Origin of the sequence: Spirosoma sp. SC4-14, from assembly GCF_037201965.1 — a bacterium.
GTDB lineage: Bacteria > Bacteroidota > Bacteroidia > Cytophagales > Spirosomataceae > Spirosoma.
Window position 1 is genome coordinate 5,261,119 of sequence record NZ_CP147518.1, and the last position, 23,603, is coordinate 5,284,721.

Sequence of the window (23,603 nt, forward strand, 5' to 3'; positions counted from 1 at the left end):
GAATAAAAGTCCCCTGCTCTCCGCCATTTCCACGCACGCTCTAAGCCTCTGCTCTACGCTCACATATATGAACAAACTCATCAATAACATAGTCGGTTTTTCACTTAAGAATCGGTTTTTCGTCTTCTTCATGACAGCAGCACTGGTAATTGCCGGGGTGTTCAGCTATCTGAAAACTCCGCTCGAAGCCTTCCCCGATGTCACAAATACGCAAATAATTGTAGTTACCGAATGGAGTGGCCGGTCGGCCGAAGAGGTAGAACGGTTCGTAACGGTGCCGATTGAAGTGGCGATGAACTCCGTTCAGCGGAAAGCCAATGTTCGATCGACAACCATGTTTGGCCTTTCGGTACTGAAAGTCATTTTCGAAGACGGTGTCGATGATTTTTTTGCCCGTCAGCAGGTCAATAACCTACTACGCAATGTATCGCTGCCCGAAGGCGTTGAACCCGAAATACAGCCACCATACGGACCAACCGGCGAAATTTTTCGCTATACCCTGGAAAGCAAAGACCGCGACAGCCGCGAATTGCTGACGTTGCAGAACTGGGTAATCGACCGGCAGCTTCGCAGCGTACCGGGCGTTGCCGATGTAGTGGCTTTCGGTGGTCGCGACAAAATCTACGAACTCCGTGTCAACCCAACTCAGTTGACCAAATACGATATTACGCCCCTGGAGGTCTACCAGGCCGTTACCCGCAGTAATATCAATGTGGGGGGCGATGTCATTGAGCGAAACGGTCAGGCCTATGTCGTACGCGGGGTTGGTCTGTTGACCTCCATTCAGGACATCGAAAACATCATCATCGAAGAAATGGGGGGCAACCCGGTTCTGGTCAAAAACGTTGCCGAAGTAGCCGAGTCGAATCTGCCACGGGTTGGTCAGGTTGGGCTGGATGCCAGCGACGATGTGGTTGAGGGCATTGTGGTGATGCGAAAAGGCGAAAATCCGAGCGAAGTACTGGGTCGGGTCAAGGCAAAAATCGAGGATTTAAATACCCGCCTTCTGCCCTCAGACGTGAAGATGGTTACGTTTTATGACCGCGATAACCTCATCGAATTTTGTACCCATACGGTGTTGCACAACCTTACCGAAGGCATCATTCTGGTAACTGTTATCGTCTTTTTATTCATGGCCGACTGGCGCACAACGCTCATTGTTTCTATCATCATTCCACTGGCGTTGTTGTTTGCCTTCATGTGTCTGCGCCTGCGGGGTATGTCGGCCAATCTGTTGTCGATGGGTGCCGTTGATTTTGGCATCATCATCGACGGTGCGGTTGTAATGGTTGAGGGCGTTTTTGTTTCACTCGATCATCTGGCCCATCGGGTTGGCATGAACCGCTACAACCGGATGGCCAAACTTGGTCTGATTCGTAAAACGGGCGGAGAGTTAGGCAAAGCGGTCTTCTTTTCCAAGCTGATCATCATTACGGCCCTGTTGCCTATTTTCTCATTTCAGAAAGTAGAAGGCAAGATGTTTTCGCCCCTGGCCTGGACACTCGGATTCGCCCTGTTAGGAGCGTTGTTGTTCACTCTCACCCTAGTGCCCGTTCTATGCTCCCTACTGCTAAAGAAAAACGTTCGGGAGAAAAATAATCCGGTAGTCCATTTTTTTGAACGGATTGTGATGCGGGCCTTTGGCTGGTGCTATCGCAATCGTCGGATTAGTCTGGCAGGAGCCATCGGCTTCATGATTACTACGTTTTTTTCGTCGAGCCTGCTCGGTACCGAATTTCTACCACAGCTCAACGAAGGGGCTTTGTGGGTAACAGCCGAACTTCCCATGAGCATGTCGCTACCCGAAAGTGTAGCGATGGCTAAAACCATTCGGCAGGATCTGAAATCGTTCCCCGAAGTGAAACAGGTACTCTCGCAGGTTGGCCGCTCCAACGACGGTACCGACCCGAATGGCTTCTATTTCTGTCAGTTTCAGGTCGATCTGCGACCGAAAGACGAGTGGACCCGAACCATCACTACCGAGCAGCTAACCGACGAAATGGATGTCAAACTCCGAAACTATGCCGGTGTGCTTTACAATTACTCCCAGCCCATTATCGATAATGTTGCGGAGGCAGTAGCGGGCTACAAAGCCAGTAATGGAATCAAGATTTTCGGCAGCGATGTCTATGAACTGGAGAAATATGCCAATCAGGCGCTGGATGCAGTCAGGAATGTCGATGGCATTAAAGATCTGGGGATTATCCGCAACGTAGGTCAGCCCGAAATGAGCATTCTGTTCAGCGATCATAAAATGGCACTCTATGGAGTCAATACAGCCGATGCGCAGGCCGTGATCGAAATGGCCATTGGCGGTAAAACCGCATCTATCCTTTACGAAGGAGAACGCAAATTTGATATTCGGGTGCGGTTTCTGCCCCAATACCGCCAAACCGACGACGACATTATGCGGCTGATGGTGCCAACCATGAGTGGCGGCAAAATTCCCCTGAAAGAAATTGCTACGATTCGGCAAATAACCGGGCCTGCATTTATCTACCGCGACCTGAACCAGCGGTTTATTGGGGTTAAATTTTCGGTACGCGGCCGCGATCTGGGTAGCACCATTGCCGAAGCCCAGCAGCGCGTTCGCGAGAAGCTTCAACTCGAAAAAGGCTACTCCGTCGAATGGGTAGGCGAATTTGAGAACCAGGTACGGGCAACCGACCAGTTGGCAAAGGTTGTTCCGATCAGCATTGCCGCCATTTTTGTGATTCTATTTATCACCTTTGGCAATGCGAAAGATGCCGGGCTGGTGCTGCTCAATGTTCCGTTTGCGTTGATTGGCGGTATTCTGGCCCTACACACAACAGGCGTAAACTTCGGTATATCGGCCGGAGTAGGGTTCATTGCCCTGTTTGGAATCTGTGTGCAAAACGGGGTAATTCTGATTTCGGTTTTCAACAAAAACCGCCAGGCCCGCATGCCTCTCGACAGCGCCATTCGGGAGGGTGTTCAATCGCGTATCCGGCCCGTAGTTATGACAGCCCTCATGGCCGCTATTGGCCTGTTTCCGGCAGCGATATCCACCGGAATCGGCTCCGAAACCCAAAAACCATTGGCTATTGTGGTTATTGGGGGACTCATCACAGCAACCGTTCTAACGCTACTGATTTTCCCGATCATTTACAGGCTGTTCTATCGTAAAAAAATGACCCTGGCTCCCAACCGAGGCAATACAATGGAACCCGCAGAATTGTATTGATGAATCCGTACGCTTACCAGGGTAAGAAATTAAAGAGGGGATTTCTGTGCCCCCGCTCTTGATTAAGGGCGGGGACTTGCCTTCGTGAGCCTAACGACAGAAAATAAACTCAGCACAAACATAAAATTAATGCGTTGTTTATCAGACTATTACCCATAAAAAAACAGTAAACAAACACTATTGCTCTGGATTTTTAATGAGCAATACTTAATCAAACAAAAGTTTGGATAGTTATTCTTATTAGGAGTCATATTATACTGTACGCTTCTTCACTCTTTAGTGCCTATGATCCTCAACGAAGATTACCGACCCATAAAAGCCAATTTCAACCGAGCGAATGTGCTAATCATTGACGATAATCCAGACCAGTGGGTTTTGATCGAAAAAGCCATGCAACGCTCACTGCCGGAAATAAACCTCCACTGGGCGAAGTCGCCCGAACAAACGCTATCGCTCCTGAACGAGTGGAGCATTCAGGAGTGGGATATGCCTAAATTAATTCTACTGGATTTGTATCTGCCAGAGCGTCAGGATGGCTGGCAACTCCTCGACCAAATTAAAGGAATGTCCTCGCCATGCAGACAAATTCCGGTTGTCATGTTAAGTAACTCAAACAACCCGGCCGACATTGCAGAGTCGTATCGGCGGGGAAGTTCGTCTTATATGGTAAAACCCGTAAAAAATGACGAGTGGCTAAAATACTTTCAGGAGTTGCGCTCCTATTGGTGGGAAACCGTTACCCTGCCTCCAATCTATTTTTCGGTTTGATGCGCTTAATTCATCTGAACAGGTAAGGAAGCCGTTTTTAGCCAGAATTTACAAACACGCTCTACAGTATCAACAAACTGCGGATTTCGCGCTGGCATTGCTATTACCGAATTAGCCCCTTGCCGGTATCCGCTAATCACCAATTTATCAGACTGGCCAACCAGCAATATCACCGGTATCCGACAAAGCTGGTTATCTTCCTTTAGTCGCTCCAGGGCTTTAAGCCGCTCAGGAGCAGATGTACGGGCATCCAGCAGTATAAACGCGGGTTGCTCCGGTTCGGGAAGCTGGTGCAGCAACTCGGGCAGATAAGCTGCCTGTTGTAAAATGTGCAGCGTGAAGGGCCATTGCATTTCAAGGATCTTTTTCAATTCGCTGGCACACTGCTGGTCATCAGTCACCAGATTTATCGACCGCTGCTGTGCTGCGATCGGCGTCGTTGTGGCCACAGGTACTTTTTTAACCAGATCGGAAGCCAAACCGTCTATATCGGACAGTATCGTATTCGGTTGAAGGGCATCTACTACCTGGCTCCAGCGCCGACGACTAACGGGCAAAACCACGCCACTCTCCAGATGTACAGCTCCAGCCATTTTCTTTCGCGGAGGATGCTCAAGTTTTTTTACGCTATTAGGGTTAATCAGAGCCGTCTTATGAATTCTGACAAAACTGGGCAGCTTCGTCTCTAAATAACTGATTGGTTTCGCCAATAGCTTTTTCTCTCCATTCCGAAAACAAAGCCATGTATAGTTATTGGCTCCTGACAAGTAGTCGATGAGCAACGGGTTCTGAATGGCGCTCTGAATAACACTCATAGATATGCTGGTAAATTATTTATATCTATATAAAATCCATATATTAACAATAAACAATATTATACCGAATGAGTTTTGGCCTTGGCAAACAATTTTGTCGTCGGGGTATTACTTTACAGTTAAACTAGCAATACAACGCCGAAAACAAGCGTTTATATTAGTTACTGAGTGCGTTAGCAAACAAAAGTTAGCCTCAGCATTATTAACTCAACTTACCATGAAGCCTGCTTTATTAGCCTTTCTGATAGCAACCGGATTAGTTGCTTGTGAAGGGGGAGTTTTTAAGAAAAAAAACTGTAAAACCTGCGAAACCTTAACGTATAATCCCCAAACCGCGCAACCCAGCCGAATAGAAAATAAAGTCTGCGGAGATGACGTCGAAGCTTACATTACGTCTAATAACATCTCAACAAGTAGTTTAACAGTAGTGACTACTTGTAAATAAGAAAGATTTTCAGGTACGATTCAACGTTACATTCGTATCTGAGCATTTCTTTCGCAAGAAACTAGTCCATCTCTGTTGGAAAATAAATAAGCATCTGTATATTTTCGTAAACTAAAAATACTCAATGTTACTACCTTGAAAACTACAGATACAAAAATCAACTATAAAGGATACCTCATTACGCCTAAGGAAGTTTTTCTCACCAAAGAAGAAAACGATGAGGACTATACGGTTGCAGCTACAAAAACTGCCTATCAGATCATTGATCCTGCTTCGGGCTATATATGTGCTACCGTCTCCTCTATAGATCGGGCAAAAAAAGCCATCGATAAGCATGGCGAGCGCTGGCGTTCGCTATAAGCCGAGCCTACAGGCTCGGTTTACTACTCCCTCTGACCGTTTCCACCCCTTCTACAGATTTTATCGAATAGCTTTTTTTGGGGCCGGTCGTTATATTTGACAGGAAATAACGACCTGGCCGTTGATGAAACCCTGTACCGAAGTTGTCCTCTTTCTGTCCATTTTGTTTCTTAGCTACCTGTGTATACCTGGTTGGACTCAACCATTACCTTCCAATGACCCTGTTCGGGTATTTAGTCTGGGTGAAGTAACTGTGCCGGGCAGGCGGGGAATTGATTCGGCCAATACAGCCCTCAGCCGACGTATTGAAGCGTTTAACCGGCTCGACGTGGGCCGGGCACTCAACCTCCTGCCCGGTGTAACCTTATCGAATGTAGGAGCCCGCAACGAGTCGATGGTTTATGTACGCGGTTTCGATTTACGTCAGGTTCCGGTTTTCATTGATGGCATACCCGTTTATGTTCCCTACGACGGTTATGTCGACCTCGGGCGATTCACAACCTTTGATCTGGCCGAAGTAAATGTAGCGAAAGGCTTTTCTTCGGTCACCTATGGCCCTAATACACTGGGGGGCGCAATTAATCTTGTCTCACGCCGACCGCAGAAACGACTGGAATTCGATGGTCGGGCCGGATTGCTGAGCGGGCAGGGGCATCGGCTAAACCTGAATATCGGCAGCAATCTGGGCAAGTTTTATGTGCAGGGATCGGCTTCGCAGCTCCGGCAGCAAACCTTTCCCTTGTCGGCTCAATTTGTTCCTCAGCCGCAGGAAGATGGCGGCCGTAGGGAAAACGCCTACCGAAACGACCGAAAGTATAGCCTGAAACTTGGCTTTACGCCCAACGCAACCGACGAATATACGATCAGCTACATCAATCAGCAGGGTACTAAAGGCACACCTCCCTATGTTGGCAGCGATCCCAAACAAACGGCCCGTTTCTGGCAATGGCCTTACTGGAACAAAGAGAGCTGGTATTTTATTTCCCGTACGGCCTTAACGTCTACCAGCTATCTGAAAGTCCGGCTGTTTTATGATCGCTTCAGAAACCTGCTGAGTGCTTTTGACGATAACACCTATTCGACTCAGAAAAAAGGGTCGTCATTTAACAGCTATTACAACGACGACACCAAAGGTGGTTCGCTCGAATATGGCAATCGGATTGTCAGGCAGCACAACCTGAAAGCTTCGTTTCACTACAAACAGGACCGCCACCGCGAAAATAACCAGGGGGAGCCAGTACGCACGTTTATCGACCAGACGCTATCGGCAGGTATAGAAGATGTCTATACGTTAACCCCCAAACTATCACTGGTGCCGGGGATCAGCTATAACAGTCGGCGGAGCCTGCGGGCCGAAAATTATGAAAGTGCGACCAAAACCATTACGCCCTTTTCCGGGAATAATAGTGATGCATTAAATGCGCAGACAGGGTTGTTCTACAATCCCGGCAATCGGCAACAACTTAGCATTACGGTAGCCCGAAAAACCCGATTTGCTACAATTAAAGACCGGTATTCGTACCGAATGGGGGCAGCCATTCCCAATCCCGATTTAAAGGCAGAATCGGCCTTGCATTTCGAAACGGCCTATACAGACCAGCTTGCACTTAGCCATCCAGCTCAGTTTTTATCCCTACAGGCCAGTGTTTTCTACAGTCGCTTAACCGACGTAATTCAGCAGGTCAATAACGTGCAACCGGGAATCTATCAGTTTCAGAATACCGGAAAAGCAGAGTTCTACGGAGGAGATGCCAGTCTGAAAGCTCAGGTAAGTGCTGCATTTCAGGCTGGTGCGCAGTACTCGTATATTCACCGCCAGAATCTGAGCAATCGCGACCTGAAATTTGTTGATGTACCCAATCATAAAGTGTTCGTTTATGCACAGGCTCAACTGTTTCGTCGGGTGGCACTGGTAGGAAGTGTCGAATACAATTCGGCCCGCTACAGCACCAGTTACGGCACACAGGCGGGCAGTTTTGTTGTCGCAAATACCAAAGGCTCTGTTCGGCTACAGCAGTATGTTAGTCTGGAAGGTGGCGTCAACAACATCTTCGACCGGAACTACGCGCTAGCCGAAGGGTTTCCCGAACCGGGCCGTAATTTCTTTGTTAATCTAGTAATTGCTAACCTATAAAAGCCATCATGAATCTGTTCATTCATACCATCAAATCCCTTTTGCTGATCCTCTTTTTGGCCGGATTCTCTGTACACCTTCAGGCACAAACGGCAATAACAATCTCGGGCGAAGTGACAAACCCTCTAACCTTACAGGCTAGCGATCTGAAGGCTATGCCTCATACGGAAGTAACCGGCAAAGACCGTGATGGCAAAGAACACCGCTACTCGGGCATTCCGCTCGCAGCGTTACTAAAACAGGCCGGCGCTACGCTGGGCGGTGAACTACGGGGCGAAAACCTGATGAAATATGCCGTTATAAAAGCCATAGACGGCTATGAAGTATTATTCGCGCTCCCTGAACTTGATCCCGAATTTGCCACCCGAACCATACTGCTCGCCGACAGCGTCGATGGTGCTCCTTTACCGACGGGAGTGGGCCCCTACAGGATTGTTGTTCCCGGCGAAAAAAAGCCCGCCCGCTGGATACGGGAAGTAAAAGCCATTGACGTACGATTTGCTAAATAAAGCAGCCATGCGGAGCTGGATTGGTATTCTTTTTGGCGGAATAGTGCTTATGGGTTCATCGGCCTGGGTTATCTTCGACGACCCCGTTCCTGTTGGCCCCTATACCCTGCAGTATCCGGCCGCATTTGGTGGCCGGTTTACCATTCCGGCCGATAACCCAACCACCAGACAAGGTGTCTACCTCGGTCGAATGCTCTTTTATGAGCCTCGTCTTTCAGCCACAAAAACCATTTCCTGCGCTAGTTGCCACCAGCAGGAACGGGCCTTCACCGACGGTCGGGCCCTAAGCATAGGTGTCAGTGGCAAACCGACCAAACGCAACGCCATGTCGCTGGCCAATCTGCTGTGGGTTCGCCAACTTTTTTGGGATGGACGTTCGAACAGTCTGGAAGAACAGGCGCTGGTGCCGATGAGGCACCCCGACGAGATGGGACTGGAACCCGGTCAGGCAGCTAATGTATTACAGGGACTAGCACCCTACCCTGCCCTTTTCAGACGGGTTTTTGGCTCCGATACAATTACCGACGCTCGGATTGGCAAAGCCATCGCCCAGTTTGAGCGAACCTTAATTTCTGCCAACTCACCCTACGACCAATATCTGCAAGGAAGCTATACGCTAACCCCTACCGAAGAACGGGGCTTACAGTTATTTATGCGAGCCCCATCGGCCGATCAAACGGTTCGGGGAGGCAACTGCGCCCATTGCCACGGCGGTCCCAAGCTCTATCAGGAAGTGTTTCATAATAATGGGCTAACCCAAAAAGCAACGGATTCCGGACGTCGGGAGATTACGGGACTTGCCCTCGACCAGGGACGCTTTCGAGTCCCTACACTGCGAAATATTGCCCTTACGGCTCCCTACATGCACGACGGTCGGCTGGCCACGCTAGGCGATGTACTGGATCACTATAGCGCTCATATCGAGAACAGCCCTGCCGTAAGTCGCGAATTACCCAATCAGGCAAACGGATTCCATCTGACTACTTCCGAAAAAGCAGATCTACTCGCTTTTTTACAATTATTCACCGACAGTTCGTTTGTTACGAATCCCGAATTCGCGAACCCGCATCTGAAGCAAGGCAGCGTCAATCGATAGCGGACTGTTTTAAACAACAATCATTTAAACTTCGACGGGGTCTGTTGAGTTATGTAGCAGCCAGCAATGCTGCTGACATACGTCATCCGACTAAGCAATGAATCATTCTTCCTGCTGCCTGGCGGCAAAAGTGGGCCTTACCAATTGATCGGCCAAATTGTTATGGCACCGCCAATACTGCATCCGGTACGCTTCCATAAAACATGGTTGGTATTCGGCTATCTGCTCATTGCCATTTCGGTCGCAGGCAACGCGCAGGGATTGCGGTTTCTGGGTATTCCACTGGATACGTTACTGAAAACCAAAATCCCCCGAGTCGATAAACGGTTCATCACAACCTATTACGGGCGGCTCCATTTGTATGCTGTCAGTGATCGTCAGAATTATGGCGTTCGGATTGCTGGCCCAACTTATTCGCTGCATTATAAACCCAATCTGGCCTGGGCACTTGGGCTTGGCATAGACTACAGATGGATCGGAACGGAAATCACGGTTAAGCTCCCTTTTCTGGGCTACAATACAGCAACGAAAGGGAAAACAAAACCATTCGGCGCTACCTTTAACGTCAATAACCGAAGGTTGTGGATTTCCAGCCAGTATCAGTTCTACCGAGGTTTTTATCTGGCAAATCCTGATGCGCTGGAAGCTGATTGGCTACTTCATCATACGACCTACCCCTACCGGAATGATCTCAAAAGCCAGACTATCAACACACAGGTACAATATCTGTTCAATCCGCTACAACTATCGATTCCGGCCAGCTTACTCCAACGGGAGCGGCAACAAAAGAGCGCAGGCACCTGGATCGTGGGCGGATTTCTAATCTATCAGTATATTCATGCAGATTCCAGTTTTATTCTCCCTCATCTGCTAACCGACTTCCCGGCGGTATCAAATTTTAGTCGCTACCGAACCATAAGCCTGGGAGTTGATGGTGGCTATACTCAAACATTCGTATTGGGTAAGTATCTATTTACCAATCTCACCCTACGCCCCGGCCTGTCGATTCTTTGGCAGCAGGACAATGTTTCATCAAGCTTAGCAAGCCGTTTAAGGCTTGGCTGGCAGGGTGTCGCATCGGCTACCATAGGCTACAGTACACCCCGCTATTACGGCGGAATTTATGCATCCATGACACTGGCAAACCGCACCTTTGGTAATACGCTAGTCAACACCGATGCTGAATATTTCCGGCTGGTATTTGGGCGCCGATTTCTCTACCGGCCTAAGGGCGTCATCAAAAAACTGCCTGGCATGTAACGTATTCACTACAAACCATTTAAAGTTATCGACAATTTTCCCGCTGCGCTATCATAGTCGATTACATAATTTTGGAATCGAAGTGACCATCCCCAATTATCAGGGTCATCAGTGTATGAAGGTTACCACTACATACCTCTTTTCCAATACTGCTCGTTTAGCCATTCTGTTGGCACTCCTTTGTCTGACCAGTTGCCAGCCAAAAGATCAATCGCAGTCAACAACGGTAAGCGCATCTGTTCCCACCAGCCTTCATTTCAATGGCTCCTCCTATGAGCTCCTCCGCTACGGAAAACCTTATTTCATTAAAGGGGCAGGCGGAATCAGCTATTTCGACCGGTTAAAATCCTGTGGTGGTAATTCGATACGTATCTGGGACGACATTGATGGCCAGCAAATTCTGGACGATGCGCAGCGCCTTGATTTAACCGTCATGTTTGGTCTGTGGGTAGAACGGGAAATGGAAGGCTTCGATTATAACAATCAGGATGCGGTAGACAAACAGTTCGAGCGAATTCGCAAAACGGTGCTTAAATACCGGAATCATCCGGCCCTATTGCTCTGGAGCGTTGGCAATGAATGGTCGCTCCATGCCGATAATTTTAAGGTATTTGACGAAGTCAACCGCATCACCCGGATGATTCACGAGCTCGACCCAAGCCATCCGGTTTCCACCGTTATCTCGCCCGATAGCGAACGGGCCGTTTGGCTGGTCAGAACCCGGTGCCCGGATGTCGACATTTTAGCCGTTAATTCGTACGGACTTACCCCTAAACTGGAAGAATTTCTGGATAAGGGAGGCTGGACAAAGCCGTATCTCATTTCTGAATATGGAGCCCCCGCCTACTGGGAGGTTCCGGTGGCAGCCTGGGGCGCTCCCGACGAGCCCAATAGTCAGCAAAAAGTAGCTTTCATTCGCCAATTTTATAGAAAATACATCAGCAGTCGTCCGGTCAATTTCCTGGGGGCCTACTTATTCTATTGGGGCCACAAGCAGGAAGAAACCCACACCTGGTTCAGTACTTTCGACGAGCAGGGGCTCGAAACACCGTTAGTGGGAACCATGCAGGAACTATGGTCGGGGCAGCAGCCCGACCATGAAGCCCCGGAAATCCAGACCCTCCGAATTGATGGTCAGATTATTGCCCACAAATCCTTTACGGCTAGCTCAGCCATTCATCAGGCTCAGATTCAGGCCACTGCCCCAGAAGGCAGTCCGCTGCGCTACAGTTGGGAAATTAAACCCCGGGCTAAATATGGTGGCGACTATGTGGGCGTTCCGGTTCCGGCCATGCAGGGCTTATTATTACAGACCAATACGCCAACAGTACAATTCCGGCTTCCGCAAAAACCAGGTGCCTATCGCCTGTTTGTCAATGTCTACGACACAAACCGGCATATAGCGAGTGCTAACTTTTCATTCGAAGTAACAGCGCCTTAGGGTTGCAGATTCATTAGTTCACGACGATGCGCAATCAACGACTTTTCGTCCGAAAACACCACACCCCGTACCTGCGGATAACGCTCCTGTAACATTTCGATAGCCTCACTAAACCAATGATCGGCACTGGTCGACGACTCTTTTGCCGTAGTGGCCAGCCGGGTAATCAGAATAGGCTTTTGTCGGATACTATAGGCGGCATGTGTCCGTACTGTAGTATGGGGCAGTTGATAAAGAGCCGCAAACGAATGGCTTCGTCTATCGGGAGCAGTACATGGGTCATTAACGACCGAAAAGCCAAGCCAGTTGACATAATCACTTCCGGGGTAATAGGCTACCAGCGACGAGGGCTGCGCCGGGCACCATACCCAAACCAGATTGGTAGCACCCTGCTGCTGACAGTACCGAACAACATACCGCCATACATCCCGAAATAGAACCAGATTCGATTCACTGGCTGTGCCCCAGGGCTTGTCGGTATTGTCGAATTCGGGCATAAAGCTGACCAGAATCGGGTGAGCATACAATTTGGCTTCCTGCACAAGCTTCGTCAGTTCATTGTTGCAATTCCCCAGCAATATGCCCGTCAGAAACGAATGAACCGTATGATTCGAATCTGTCAATAGACCCTGAGGCTCGAGATAGAACAAAGGAAGCTCATTGGCAGCATGGGCCAGTTTGGGATACGTAAGACCCGATGGCGACGCCACCGGCCAGGCTATATGGTATGGAACAATTGGAGCCGTTGCTGCCGATGCTCCCATCGAATTCTGAAGTACGGAACTCGACTCTGATCCAACATAAAAAGGCTGGGTATTAGCATTATGGATGTCGATGGCCGGGGCATTAGTCCGTTTATAAAAAATAAAATAGCCCAAACTAATCGCAGCTACCAATACGGCTCCATTTAAGGGAATAGCCGCCAAGCGCAACCAATAGTACAGATTATACCGAATACGCAGGCCTGCCATTCGTAAGGCATGAAAAAATATGGGTCTGTGCAACGAAAGACGTCCAATCCACTGGCTGATGTCCGCCAGCATTTTTTCCTGACCAATCAGCACATTTAGCCCTAAAATCAGCACATTCAGCAAGCCAAATCCGATCATCAATTGTTCGTATATATTGCTGAGTGCAAATCGGCCATACCAGTATATACTGTATCCAATAGCCCCAAGGGTAATCAGGCTCACGATAAGGTTAGGTAAAATCAGCAGAAAATTGTTGCGGGGCCGATCGTCTTTAGGAGTAGGTATGTAGGGCACTTTCACCCGAAAAATTGTATAGATCAGTCCCAATACGTATACCCACCAGGTTCCACTGGCCAACACCCCTCCTACCAGATGAAAACCGGCTTCGTGCTTTTCAATCAACCATCGCTGCGCATACTGCCGGATCAAAAAACCGGTGAGTAACAGCGGAATATAGGCCGTTCCAAACAGCACAAGATCCAGATGGAGGGGAAGCCGCATCATAATCAACGACGCAATCGGAATCAGCAGATCGATTAGTTGAACAGTACCGAGCAGATAGTATAGGGGCAACGTTCCATAGTGAAATCGCTGCCGGTTCGTTAACCGGCCAAATACCCTCGGATAGGTTGTAAACAGCAGTTCAAACGTTCCTCGTGACCATTTCAACTGCTGTTTGTAGTAGGCCGACAGTGTTGCCGGTACTAGCCCATACGAGAGGGGCAAGGGCACATAAACCGATTTCCAGCCGTTGGCATGAAGCAACATGGCCGTATGCATATCTTCCGATAGCCCATTGGCATGCCCCCCAATTGAGTCGAGAGCCGAACGACGAAACGTACAGTTGGCTCCAATGGCCTGAGCCGTACCGTAGTTGCTCATGCAGGTCATCATTGGCCCATAGAAACTGTAGGTCTGCTCGCTGGCCCCAAACGCAACAACACTCTCTTTTCGGTTATAATATCCCTGAACACACTGCACAAAACCAATTTCCGGGTTTTCGAAATAGGCCAGTACATGATCTAAAAAATCGGGAACCGGCACATGGTCCGGGTCGATAATGAGACAGATTTCGCCGGTAGCCTGCCGAAGCGCATTATTTATGTTGCCCGCTTTCGCATCCGTCTTATCCTGCCGGGTTATGTGCCGAACGCCCAGCTCGGCACACATCTTTTTTAAATAAGGATCGTTGGCTTCGTCGCATAGGTAAGTTGTATGCGGATAGCGCAGGTTTTGAATGGCCCGTAAGGTATTAATAACCATCTCGTGGGGTTCGCCCGGACAATACGTTGTCAGAACGTCGACGGTGAAGTGGCGGCTAAGAGTGGGGGGCGCTGGCAACTTCACATTCCAGTAATGGTACCATTCGTGCAATAATCGCAGCAATTTGTATAGAACCGAAGCTGTCAATAAACCAAATAGCCAGGAATATCCCTGATTCTGCGGCTGGAAGTACACCCAGAGAAAACCAGCCATGAAGCAAAGACCGATTACGATTAGCACCCGAACGGGCCAGTTGTCGCTGGGTTTTGTCGAAAAATTATAGGCTTCGTTAGGCGATAAATCGCCGAAAATAGGCCATTTCATCCGTTTGATTGAGTTAGGCTGTCTATTTCTTTAGACTTACTTTATAGAGTTTAGTCATATAAAAAATGCGCTGGTTTTCTATTGCCAGAAAGCAGCGTTTTCACCAAACGAACAGCATTAGCTTACGATAAATAACTAGTGTTAACAATTTATTAAACATTTATTAATAGTAAGAAAAAGCTGTATGAATCCTTAACAAATGAGTAATACATTAGAATGAAATTAGGCCGAACTTTGTAGAGGAAACGTATTGACAAACTTTACAGGCTTAGGAAAAACCAGGTTATGAAATCCACTTTTATTGCCTTTTCCGACGAAAAAACCCAAAGGCCAAACGAGGACGAGAACGAAGAACTAGCCTTTTCTGAGCTGTATAGCCGCTATTTCCGGGCTTTATTTAACTATACCTACAGCAAGGTCAATGATCAGTTTATAGCCCAGGAAATCGTTCAGGAGTTATTTATCAGCATCTGGAAACAGCGTCAAAGCAATACCATTCAGTCGAATCAGGCTTACTTATTCGCCAGCGTTAAAAACCTGATCATTTCGTATTACCGCAAAGAATACACGCGCCAGCACCACTACAGCCAGTGGGAAATTCACAGCGAAAAAAGTACGGAATCAACCGATCAGCCATTGCTCACCGCCGATCTTCAGCAACATTACGAGGATGGGCTGCGGTTGCTTTCGCCAAAATGCCGGGAAGTTTTTTTGTTTAGCCGAAAAGGTCACTCCAATCGCGAAATTGCCCAACAGTTCGCCATTTCAGAAAAAACGGTCGAACAACACATAACAAAAGCCAGGGGGCTCCTCAAAACCTACCTGAAAGAACACCTCGCCTACGCGCTCCTGAGTGTTTTTAGCTTCCTCGACTAACAGGGCTGGTTGGCATAGTCTCAGACTGCCCTAAACAGCTACACAACCATGATCCTTTGGTCACGGACTAACTGACGTCTGACGGATAGTTCATTTCCATTTTTTTTTCGAGCCGACTAAGGGTTAGCGGTTCGGCGTGCGACTTAGGTGTTGAAACCTACGCTACGCTATGCCCCCTTCGCCAATTTCACCAATTCTGCTTGATAAATATCTCCGGAACCAATGTACCGACCAGGAAAAAGAATTGGTTGAAGCGTGGTATGCATCGCTCAACGGAACTCCAGATTATCTGGACTCTTTACCCGACGAAGAACAGCAACGGCTCCAGAATGAAACGTTCTCGGCCATCCAGCACCAGATCGATCTGCCCGAACAACCAGTTGTCAACTTCTTTTCACCGGGCCGGCTGGCCTGGCTGGCCGCTTCAATTGCACTCCTACTGGGTCTGTATGGCATATATCGCTATGCAGGTAATCGGCATCCTGTTACAACAGTGGCTCATACGGAGAAAAGAATGCATAGCAACGATGTTGCAGCCATACGATTTGTCAATCAGGAACCGCGCCTGATAATGCACCGTCTGCCCGACAATAGCACCGTCTGGATGCATTCGGGCGCTTCTATTACCTATCCCAAATCGTTTGCCGCCACTAGCCGACAGGTTACGTTTTCGGGTGAAGGTTTCTTTGATATTCAGAAAGATAAAACCCGGCCCTTCCTGATCCGGAGTGGCGAAATGCAGATTAAAGTATTGGGAACCAGCTTCAATGTAAAAGCTCCGGCGAGTCACCGGATCTTCCAGATTTCGGTCGTAACGGGTCGGGTTCAGGTAACGGCTCCCGACAAGAATAAAACCGAACAGCAGATTATTCTGCATCCGCAGCAACAGGCCATTTTCGAAACCGACTCCCGGCGACTGGTGGCGTCAGCGATCCCGCTTCAGAACCGACACGAAATCTATGAACCGGTCTCGATTCAGTTCGACAATACACCTATCAATGAGGTAGTTAAGCAACTCGAAAAGCGATTTAGTGTCCAGATTCGGCTCCAGAACCCAAAAATGTCGTCGTGTCTGGTCAATGCCGATTTCGAGCACCAGCCCCTGCCCTCAATTATGGAAATGCTTTGTACGGCGCTGGACGCTACCTACAGTCTTTCGGGCAATGTGATCACGCTCGATGGTCTTCCCTGCAATTAATCAAGCTCCTCACCACCCTTGAATTATAGCCTCTCTTAATCAAAAAAACGAAACCGATCTCTATGCACAGCCACAACGCCGAACCACCATAAGGCAACAAAAAACCGGGAGTGTGCCACCACCCCCGGCTCAATTTGCTCCTCCTCTCCCGTATCGTGCCACCGAACGCAAGGAGGATTTGTCCTAACAGTTTACCACTATCAGACAATCAAAATTATGCAATTTTCAGTCCTAAACCAGTCGATCGACTGGCGAAAAGTTATGCGTATTGGGTTACTTCAATGGGCACTTGCTGTTATTCTGGCAGGCATTGCCAATGCCCGCGACATTGCAGCTCAGTCGATTCTAAGTAAGGATATAACGCTTCAGCTCAACAATGTGACGCTTAAAGTGGCGTTGGACCAGATTCAGGAAAAAGCCAATACCCGGTTTGTATACAGCAGCCGGGTATCACTCAAAGACCAGGTGTCAATTACGGTTAAAAACCAGAAACTAGCTACGGTTCTAAACCAGCTTTTAGCTCCCCGAGGTATTACCTACAAGGTCATTAACGAACAGATTGTGCTGGCCAAAGAAAAAGTCAGCCAATACGAGTCGTTGCTTTCACGCTATGAAAACAAACTGGAAGCTTATCTTGCCAAACAGGAAATCCGCGTCCGCGGAACGGTTACCTCTTCAGATGGTCAGGGGGCGCTGGCAGGCGTTAGTGTTGTTCTGAAAGGCACCACACGAGGCACCACAACCGATGGTAATGGCAACTACGACATTGCGGTACCGAATGCCAGTTCGGTGCTGGTTTTTAGCTTTGTTGGTTATACACCCCAGGAAATTATTGTAGGTAGCCGGTCAGTCATCGACGTTAATCTGGCTGTCGACAATAAAACCCTCGAAGAACTGGTTGTGGTGGGCTATGGTACGCAGAAGAAAGTGAACCTGACCGGTGCCGTTTCGCAGGTACAGGCCAAAGAACTGGAAAATCGCCCGCTAAACAACATGTCGCAGATTCTTCAGGGCATGGTTCCCAACCTGAACATCACCTTCAGCACGGGGCAGCCAGGGCAGGGCGGCAACCTGAATGTTCGTGGCGAAACCTCCATCAATGGTGGCGGCCCGCTGGTACTGATCGATGGTATTCCGGGCGACATCAACCGCATCAATCCGGCCGATGTGGAGTCTGTATCGGTATTGAAAGATGCAGCCGCTTCAGCCATTTATGGGGCACGTGGAGCTTTTGGGGTTATTCTGGTTACGACCAAAACGGCAAAAAATGGCAAAACGACGATATCGTATACCAACAACTTCGGCTGGTCGAAACCTACGGTTAGCACGAATTTTCTGACAAATGGCTATGAATCTGTTCGCCTGAATGACGAAGCGTTTATGCGGGCGACTGGCAATAGCTATACGCGCTATTCGGAAGAAGATTATAAAGAACTGGAAGCCCGTCGATACGACAAAGTCGAAAATCCTGAGCGGCCCTGGGTTGTGGTTAAAAACGTCAACGGAAAAGACATTTATAACTATTACGGCAACTACGACTGGTGGAACACACTCTTTAACATGTCGGAACCGTCGCGGCAGCACAATCTGAATCTTTCGGGCGGTAACGATAAAGTGAACTACTTCATTTCGGGGTCGACCTTCACAAAGGACGGCATTATGAAAATCAATACCGATCGGTTCACATCCTACACCCTACGCAGCAAAATCAACGCTCAGCTAACACCCTGGCTAAAAGTTGGAACCAACATCCAGTATTTCGATTCCAAATACAAATATCCAGGTCTGGAAGGTGGAGCCAACGCCAACTTCGTTGCCATTACGGTACACGCGCTGCCAGCCTATGCGCCCATCAACCCCGACGGCACAGCCACTTATAACACACTGAAAAACAACTACTCCATTGGCGATGGGTTGTATGCAAACTTACTGAAAGGCGTTGCTGGTGGCGAGAAAAAAGTTCATGAGTTAATGGCCATCAACTCCATGACTATCGACTTCACCCGGAACTGGAACCTAGTAGCGAACTATTCTTTTTCGTTCTACATCGCCGACGACTGGTACCGTTCGGCCGTGGCACAGTATTCCATTCAGCCGGGTATTCTGACCACGGTTCCCAACTACAATACCGATCAATACCGCAAGACGATGTGGTTCGATCCCATGAATGTAACCAACATTTATACGTCCTATAACCATACGTTTGGGAAGCACTATGTCAGTGCAACGGCTGGTCTGAACCACGAGTCCAAAAAGCATCAGCGGCTGTTCGGAGCCCGTAAGAACCTATTGTCCGAAAGCCTCAACGACCTGAACCTCGGTACGGGCGAACAACTATCGGCGGGCGATTCGTACCAGTATTCACTGTTTGGCGCTTTCTACCGACTGAATTATGATTTTTCAGGAAAATACCTGCTCGAAGTAAACGGCCGCTACGATGGCACCTCCCGCTTCGGCGAAGGTCGGCGGTATGGTTTCTTCCCATCGGTATCGGCCGGATGGCGGCTCAGCGAAGAAGCCTTCTTCGAACCAGCACGCACCCTTGTCGATAACCTCAAAATCAGAGCATCCTACGGTACGCTGGGCAATCAGTTGCCATCGAATACGAACTCGGCCAGTTTCTACCCCTACATTGCCATTATGCCAACCGCTCAGTCGAGCTGGATCAACAACGGTCAGAAGCTAACGTATGTGAACAACCCCAATCCCATTTCGCCCGATCTGACCTGGGAAAAAGCCACTACTACCAACCTGGGACTGGATGCCGGTTTCTTTAAAAACCGACTGAATCTTTCCTTCGATGCCTATGTCCGTAAAACCACGGGCATGCTGGTGCCGGGCAAGGTGCTTCCGGCTGTTTACGGCGCAACGGTACCGACCGAAAATGCGGGTGATCTGCAAACCAAAGGGTTCGAACTGTCGATTGGCTGGCGCGACCAGTTTAAGCTGGCCAGCAAACCCTTCAGCTACAATGCGTCGTTTATTCTCTCAGATTCAAAATCGATCATTACCAAATACGACAACCCGAACAAGATTCTGTCGAACCGCTACGAAGGCCAAACCATTGGCGACATCTGGGGCTACTCCATCGACGGTTTTTTCAAGTCGAACGAAGAAGCCCAGGCCTACACCGTCGATCAGACACTGGTGAACAAACAACGACTCAGTGCCCCCGGCGAATGGAGCAAGCTTCAGGCGGGCGATCTGAAATTTATCGATCGGGATGGCAACGGCAAGATCGATCCGGGAGCCAACACCCTGGCCAATCATGGCGACCTGAAAGTGATTGGTAACGACCGGGCGCGGTATCGCTTCGGTATCAATCTGGGGGCAACCTGGAATGGATTCGACGTATCGCTGCTGGCGCAGGGCATTCTTCGCAAAAACTGGTATCCGGGCAACAACGCCGATAAATTCTGGGGGCCCTACTCGCGTCCGTATTATTCCTTTATTCCGGCCAATTTCGCCGACGATGTCTGGACACCCGAAAACCCGAATGCCTATTTCCCGGTACTACGGGGCTACACGGCGCTCAATGGCGGTGGCGACCTGAATGCCGCTAACGACCGATACATCCAGAATATCGGCTACCTGCGCCTGAAAAACGTGGTAATTGGTTACACCTTCCCGGAAGCGCTTACCAAACGCATCCGGATACCCAAAGCACGGATTTATGTGAGTGGCGAAAACCTGCTCACCTATACGCCCTTACGGACTAAGTACATCGATCCCGAACAACTGGACGGCGACGCCACCAACGGCCGAACCTATCCCCTGTCTAAAACCATTTCTGCGGGCCTGAATATCACCTTCTAAGCTGATTCCAACTATTCTGATGAAAAAATATATAAGCCTTATCGCTGTTTCAATAGGACTGACAGCCTGCGATCTTAACCTGCTCCCGCAGGATGCCATTTCGCCCGAAACATTTTTCAAAACCGAAAACGATCTCCTGCTCTATACAAATTCGTTCTATAATGCGTTGCCTTCGGCCGAAGACGTATACAACGAAGACGTCGATAATGTGGTTAAAAACAGCCTCCGCGACGAATTGCAGGGTACACGCATAGTGCCCACCAGCGGAGGTGGCTGGAGTTGGGGAACCCTGCGCAACATCAACTATTTTCTGGCCAATTCGGGCAAGTGCCCCGATGCAAAAGTTGTTGCCAAATACAACGGGCTGGCACGTTTTTTCCGGGCTTATTTTTATTTTGGTATGGTGAAACGGTTCGGCGATGTGCCCTGGTATTCGCGACCGGTCGACGTGATGGATCAGGAAATGCTGACCAAAGCACGCGATCCGCGCACGGTGGTGATGGATTCGGTGATGGCCGACATTAATTATGCCATTGCCAACCTCGATGCATCGCGGCAGGTCAACAGCATTACGAAATGGACAGCCCTTGCGCTAAAATCCAGAATTGCGCTCTATGAAGGTACGTTTCGAAAATATCACCCCGAATTCAGCCTGCCGAATGCTAATAAGTTTCTGGACGAATGCATTTCGGCCTCAGACGAGCTAATGACAAAAAGTGGCTATACGATTTACAAAGACACGCCCGAAACGGCTTATCTCAAACTGTTTTCGTCCGATAACGCCATACCTGATGAAGTAATTCTGGCCCGCGATTTCAGCGATGAACTTCAGGTCTATCATAACCTGAACTACTATACCATGACGGCTTCGTATGGCAAACCCGGCCTGGAAAAAAGCCTGGTGAACAGTTACCTCATGGCCGATGGAACACGCTTTACCGATATTCCGGGCTACGAGACCAACCAGTTCTACGACGAAGTGCAAAACCGCGACCCCCGACTGAAGCAAACCATTCGGACACCGGGTTATACGCGCATTGGCGAAACTACTCCGCTGGTGCCTGAATTTGGTGCTACCGTTACGGGCTATCAGTTGATCAAGTTTGTTTCGGCTCCCAAATGGGATACCTACAACAAAGACATTACCGATATGCCCATATTCCGGTATGCCGAAGTACTGCTCAATTTTGCCGAAGCCAAAGCAGAACGCGGTACTTTAACCCAGCCTGATCTGGATCGTTCGATCAAACTGATTCGCGACCGGGTTGGTATGCCCAACATCGATCTGGCAATGGCCAACTCAAAACCCGATCCGTATCTGGCTCAGCAATATTCGCAGCTAAGCGGTAGCAACAAAGGCGTTATTCTGGAAATTCGTCGGGAACGACGCGTTGAGCTGGTGATGGAAAATTTTCTGCGCTGGGACGACATCATCCGCTGGAAAGAAGGTCAGCTCCTGACCCGGCAATTTAAGGGTATGTATTTTCCGGGAGCCGGTAGTTATGACCTCGATAAAAACGGGAAGGTCGATCTGGTGATCTACGAAGGTGCCAAACCAACGGTTTCGGGCGCGCAGCTTCTTAAGTTGGGCAGCGAAATCTTACTCGAAAATGGCAATAAGGGTGGGAACATCATTATCAATGGGCATATCACCAAAAAATTCAACGAAGCCCGCGACTACCTCTACCCAATTCCGACTCAGGAACGACTGCTGAACCCCAATCTGACCCAGAACCCAAACTGGGAATAGTGGTTATTGGAAGTAGGCATTAACCATGCGTAAACAGTTCATCGGAAGATACTTACGAACTGTTTACGCACTCCATCAATTCTCGACTTATCCTAAATTCCTATTCAAGAATGCATTCTGACCGACGTTCTTTTCTCGAAAAAATGTCGCAGATGGGGGCTCTCAGCCTACTTTCTGCGCCCCCAACATTAGCCAGCAACGCTTCTGCCGAAGAAAAAAACCATGTTGTGGTTGGCCCCTATCTGCAAAACATGGGCACTAACGAGGTAACCGTTATGTGGATTACGCACAAAAACTGCCTTAGCTGGGTCGAATATGGAGCTGGCATGTTCACCTACAAACGGGCAGTTGGCTACAATAATGGGCTGATCGAAGCCAACAACCGCATCAACAAAATCACGCTTACCGACCTAAAACCGGGCGCAGATCATAAATATCGGATTGTTTCGACCGAAATTCTGGGCTATAAAGGCTCGAAGGTAGAGTTTGGCGAAACTATTACCAGCCCAACATACACCTTCAAAACTCCGGCCGAAAATGAGGAAGAGTTTAAACTGGTTGTTTTTAATGACATCCACGACCGACCGCAACTTATTCCACAATTGCTCTACCGACACGGTTACACGGGCAACAAACCCGACTACGACTTTGTGGTCTTCAATGGCGACTGCTTCGACTGGGTCACCGAAGAACGTCAGATGGTCGACCATCTTATCAAACCGACGGTCGATATTTTTGCCACCGAAAAGCCGTTCATTCTGACACAGGGCAATCATGAATGCCGGGGTAGTTTTTCGAGACATATCCCGAATTATTTTGCCTACCCCGAAACTAAGTACTATTATGCCTTCACCCGGGGGCCCGTTCGGTTTGTGGTGCTAGACTCGGGTGAAGACAAAACCGACGACAGCGTCGAATATGGCGGTTTATCGGCGTTTGACCGCTATCGTGAAACCCAGAGAACGTGGCTGGAAAAAGAAATTGAAAGCTCCGAATTCAAAAAAGCTCCGTTCCGGGTCGTGTTCATTCATATTTCGCCCTATCATTCGGGCGATTGGCATGGCACCTTGCATTGCCGCGAACAGTTCGGCCCTTTGTTGAACAAAGCCCAAATTGACCTTCAGATTTCCGGACACACCCATCGTTATGCGACCCACCAGCCCGATACCACGCACAACTACCCAATTGTGATTGGTGGCGGACCGCTGGAAGGCCAACGAACGTTGATCAGGCTCCACGCTACCACCAAAGAACTTCGGCTCAACATGATTCGCGACGACGGCGAAGTGGTGGGTAAGCTTACGCTTCCCAAAAAAACCCGCCCCTAGTAAACCCGAAAAGGATTTCGAACCTTTTTCGGGTTTGTTTTTCC

16 protein-coding genes are annotated in these 23,603 nt (G+C 49.0%); 14 read left to right on the forward strand and 2 right to left on the reverse strand.

Annotation, left to right across the window (positions count from 1 at the left end):
• Positions 1–67 precede the first annotated feature (67 nt).
• Positions 68–3,205 (forward strand): CusA/CzcA family heavy metal efflux RND transporter, encoded by a 3,138-nt coding sequence (locus WBJ53_RS21495; RefSeq protein WP_338869953.1) that lies wholly within the window; start codon positions 68–70, stop codon positions 3,203–3,205.
• Positions 3,206–3,490: 285 nt separating this feature from the next.
• Positions 3,491–3,973: a response regulator gene (locus tag WBJ53_RS21500; RefSeq protein ID WP_338869955.1), complete on the forward strand. Its 483-nt coding sequence runs from the start codon at positions 3,491–3,493 to the stop codon at positions 3,971–3,973.
• Positions 3,974–3,978: 5 nt separating this feature from the next.
• On the opposite strand, the gene WBJ53_RS21505 is transcribed toward WBJ53_RS21500, so the two are convergent.
• A complete protein-coding gene (locus tag WBJ53_RS21505) occupies positions 3,979–4,788 on the reverse strand; it encodes a LytTR family transcriptional regulator DNA-binding domain-containing protein (RefSeq protein ID WP_338869957.1) in 810 nt (269 codons plus the stop codon).
• Positions 4,789–5,005: 217 nt separating this feature from the next.
• On the opposite strand from WBJ53_RS21505, the gene WBJ53_RS21510 reads away from it, so the two are divergent.
• The 7 genes from WBJ53_RS21510 to WBJ53_RS21540 all read left to right on the forward strand — a co-directional run bounded on the left by WBJ53_RS21510 (position 5,006) and on the right by WBJ53_RS21540 (position 12,033).
• Positions 5,006–5,233: a hypothetical protein gene (locus tag WBJ53_RS21510; protein ID WP_338869959.1), complete on the forward strand. Its 228-nt coding sequence runs from the start codon at positions 5,006–5,008 to the stop codon at positions 5,231–5,233.
• A gap of 135 nt (positions 5,234–5,368) precedes the next feature.
• Complete coding sequence (locus WBJ53_RS21515; protein ID WP_338869960.1) at positions 5,369–5,593, forward strand: hypothetical protein; 225 nt, start codon at positions 5,369–5,371, stop codon at positions 5,591–5,593.
• A 124-nt stretch (positions 5,594–5,717) separates the two neighbouring features.
• Positions 5,718–7,727 (forward strand): TonB-dependent receptor plug domain-containing protein, encoded by a 2,010-nt coding sequence (locus tag WBJ53_RS21520; RefSeq protein ID WP_338869962.1) that lies wholly within the window; start codon positions 5,718–5,720, stop codon positions 7,725–7,727.
• Positions 7,728–7,735: 8 nt separating this feature from the next.
• On the forward strand, positions 7,736–8,236 hold the full coding sequence (locus WBJ53_RS21525; RefSeq protein ID WP_338869964.1) for a molybdopterin-binding protein: 501 nt from the start codon (positions 7,736–7,738) through the stop codon (positions 8,234–8,236).
• 7 nt (positions 8,237–8,243) lie between these two features.
• The gene (locus WBJ53_RS21530) at positions 8,244–9,332 is read left to right on the forward strand and encodes a cytochrome c peroxidase (RefSeq protein ID WP_338869966.1); all 1,089 of its coding nucleotides are present in this window, start codon (positions 8,244–8,246) and stop codon (positions 9,330–9,332) included.
• Between the two features lie 66 nt (positions 9,333–9,398).
• Complete coding sequence (locus WBJ53_RS21535) at positions 9,399–10,592, forward strand: DUF4421 family protein (RefSeq protein ID WP_338869968.1); 1,194 nt, start codon at positions 9,399–9,401, stop codon at positions 10,590–10,592.
• A 115-nt stretch (positions 10,593–10,707) separates the two neighbouring features.
• Positions 10,708–12,033, forward strand: coding sequence for a glycoside hydrolase family 2 TIM barrel-domain containing protein (locus WBJ53_RS21540; RefSeq protein WP_338869970.1), 1,326 nt, complete (start codon positions 10,708–10,710; stop codon positions 12,031–12,033).
• Here WBJ53_RS21540 and WBJ53_RS21545 read toward each other — a convergent pair.
• The gene (locus tag WBJ53_RS21545; RefSeq protein ID WP_338869972.1) at positions 12,030–14,591 is read right to left on the reverse strand and encodes a glycosyltransferase family 2 protein; all 2,562 of its coding nucleotides are present in this window, start codon (positions 14,589–14,591) and stop codon (positions 12,030–12,032) included. The genes WBJ53_RS21540 and WBJ53_RS21545 overlap by 4 nt on opposite strands.
• Before the next feature lie 285 nt (positions 14,592–14,876).
• Here WBJ53_RS21545 and WBJ53_RS21550 point away from each other — a divergent pair, with 285 nt between their 5' ends.
• The 5 genes from WBJ53_RS21550 to WBJ53_RS21570 all read left to right on the forward strand — a co-directional run bounded on the left by WBJ53_RS21550 (position 14,877) and on the right by WBJ53_RS21570 (position 23,559).
• The gene (locus WBJ53_RS21550) at positions 14,877–15,467 is read left to right on the forward strand and encodes an RNA polymerase sigma-70 factor (protein ID WP_338869974.1); all 591 of its coding nucleotides are present in this window, start codon (positions 14,877–14,879) and stop codon (positions 15,465–15,467) included.
• Between the two features lie 169 nt (positions 15,468–15,636).
• Entirely contained in the window at positions 15,637–16,665 is a 1,029-nt protein-coding gene (locus tag WBJ53_RS21555) for a FecR family protein (protein WP_338869976.1), read from the forward strand.
• Positions 16,666–16,881: 216 nt separating this feature from the next.
• Positions 16,882–20,481 carry a TonB-dependent receptor gene (locus tag WBJ53_RS21560; RefSeq protein ID WP_338869978.1) on the forward strand — a complete coding sequence of 1,200 codons (3,600 nt, stop codon included), beginning with the start codon at positions 16,882–16,884 and terminating at the stop codon, positions 20,479–20,481.
• Between the two features lie 19 nt (positions 20,482–20,500).
• A complete protein-coding gene (locus WBJ53_RS21565) occupies positions 20,501–22,231 on the forward strand; it encodes a RagB/SusD family nutrient uptake outer membrane protein (RefSeq protein WP_338869980.1) in 1,731 nt (576 codons plus the stop codon).
• A gap of 110 nt (positions 22,232–22,341) precedes the next feature.
• The gene (locus WBJ53_RS21570) at positions 22,342–23,559 is read left to right on the forward strand and encodes a metallophosphoesterase family protein (RefSeq protein WP_338869982.1); all 1,218 of its coding nucleotides are present in this window, start codon (positions 22,342–22,344) and stop codon (positions 23,557–23,559) included.
• The last annotated feature ends 44 nt before the right edge of the window (positions 23,560–23,603 follow it).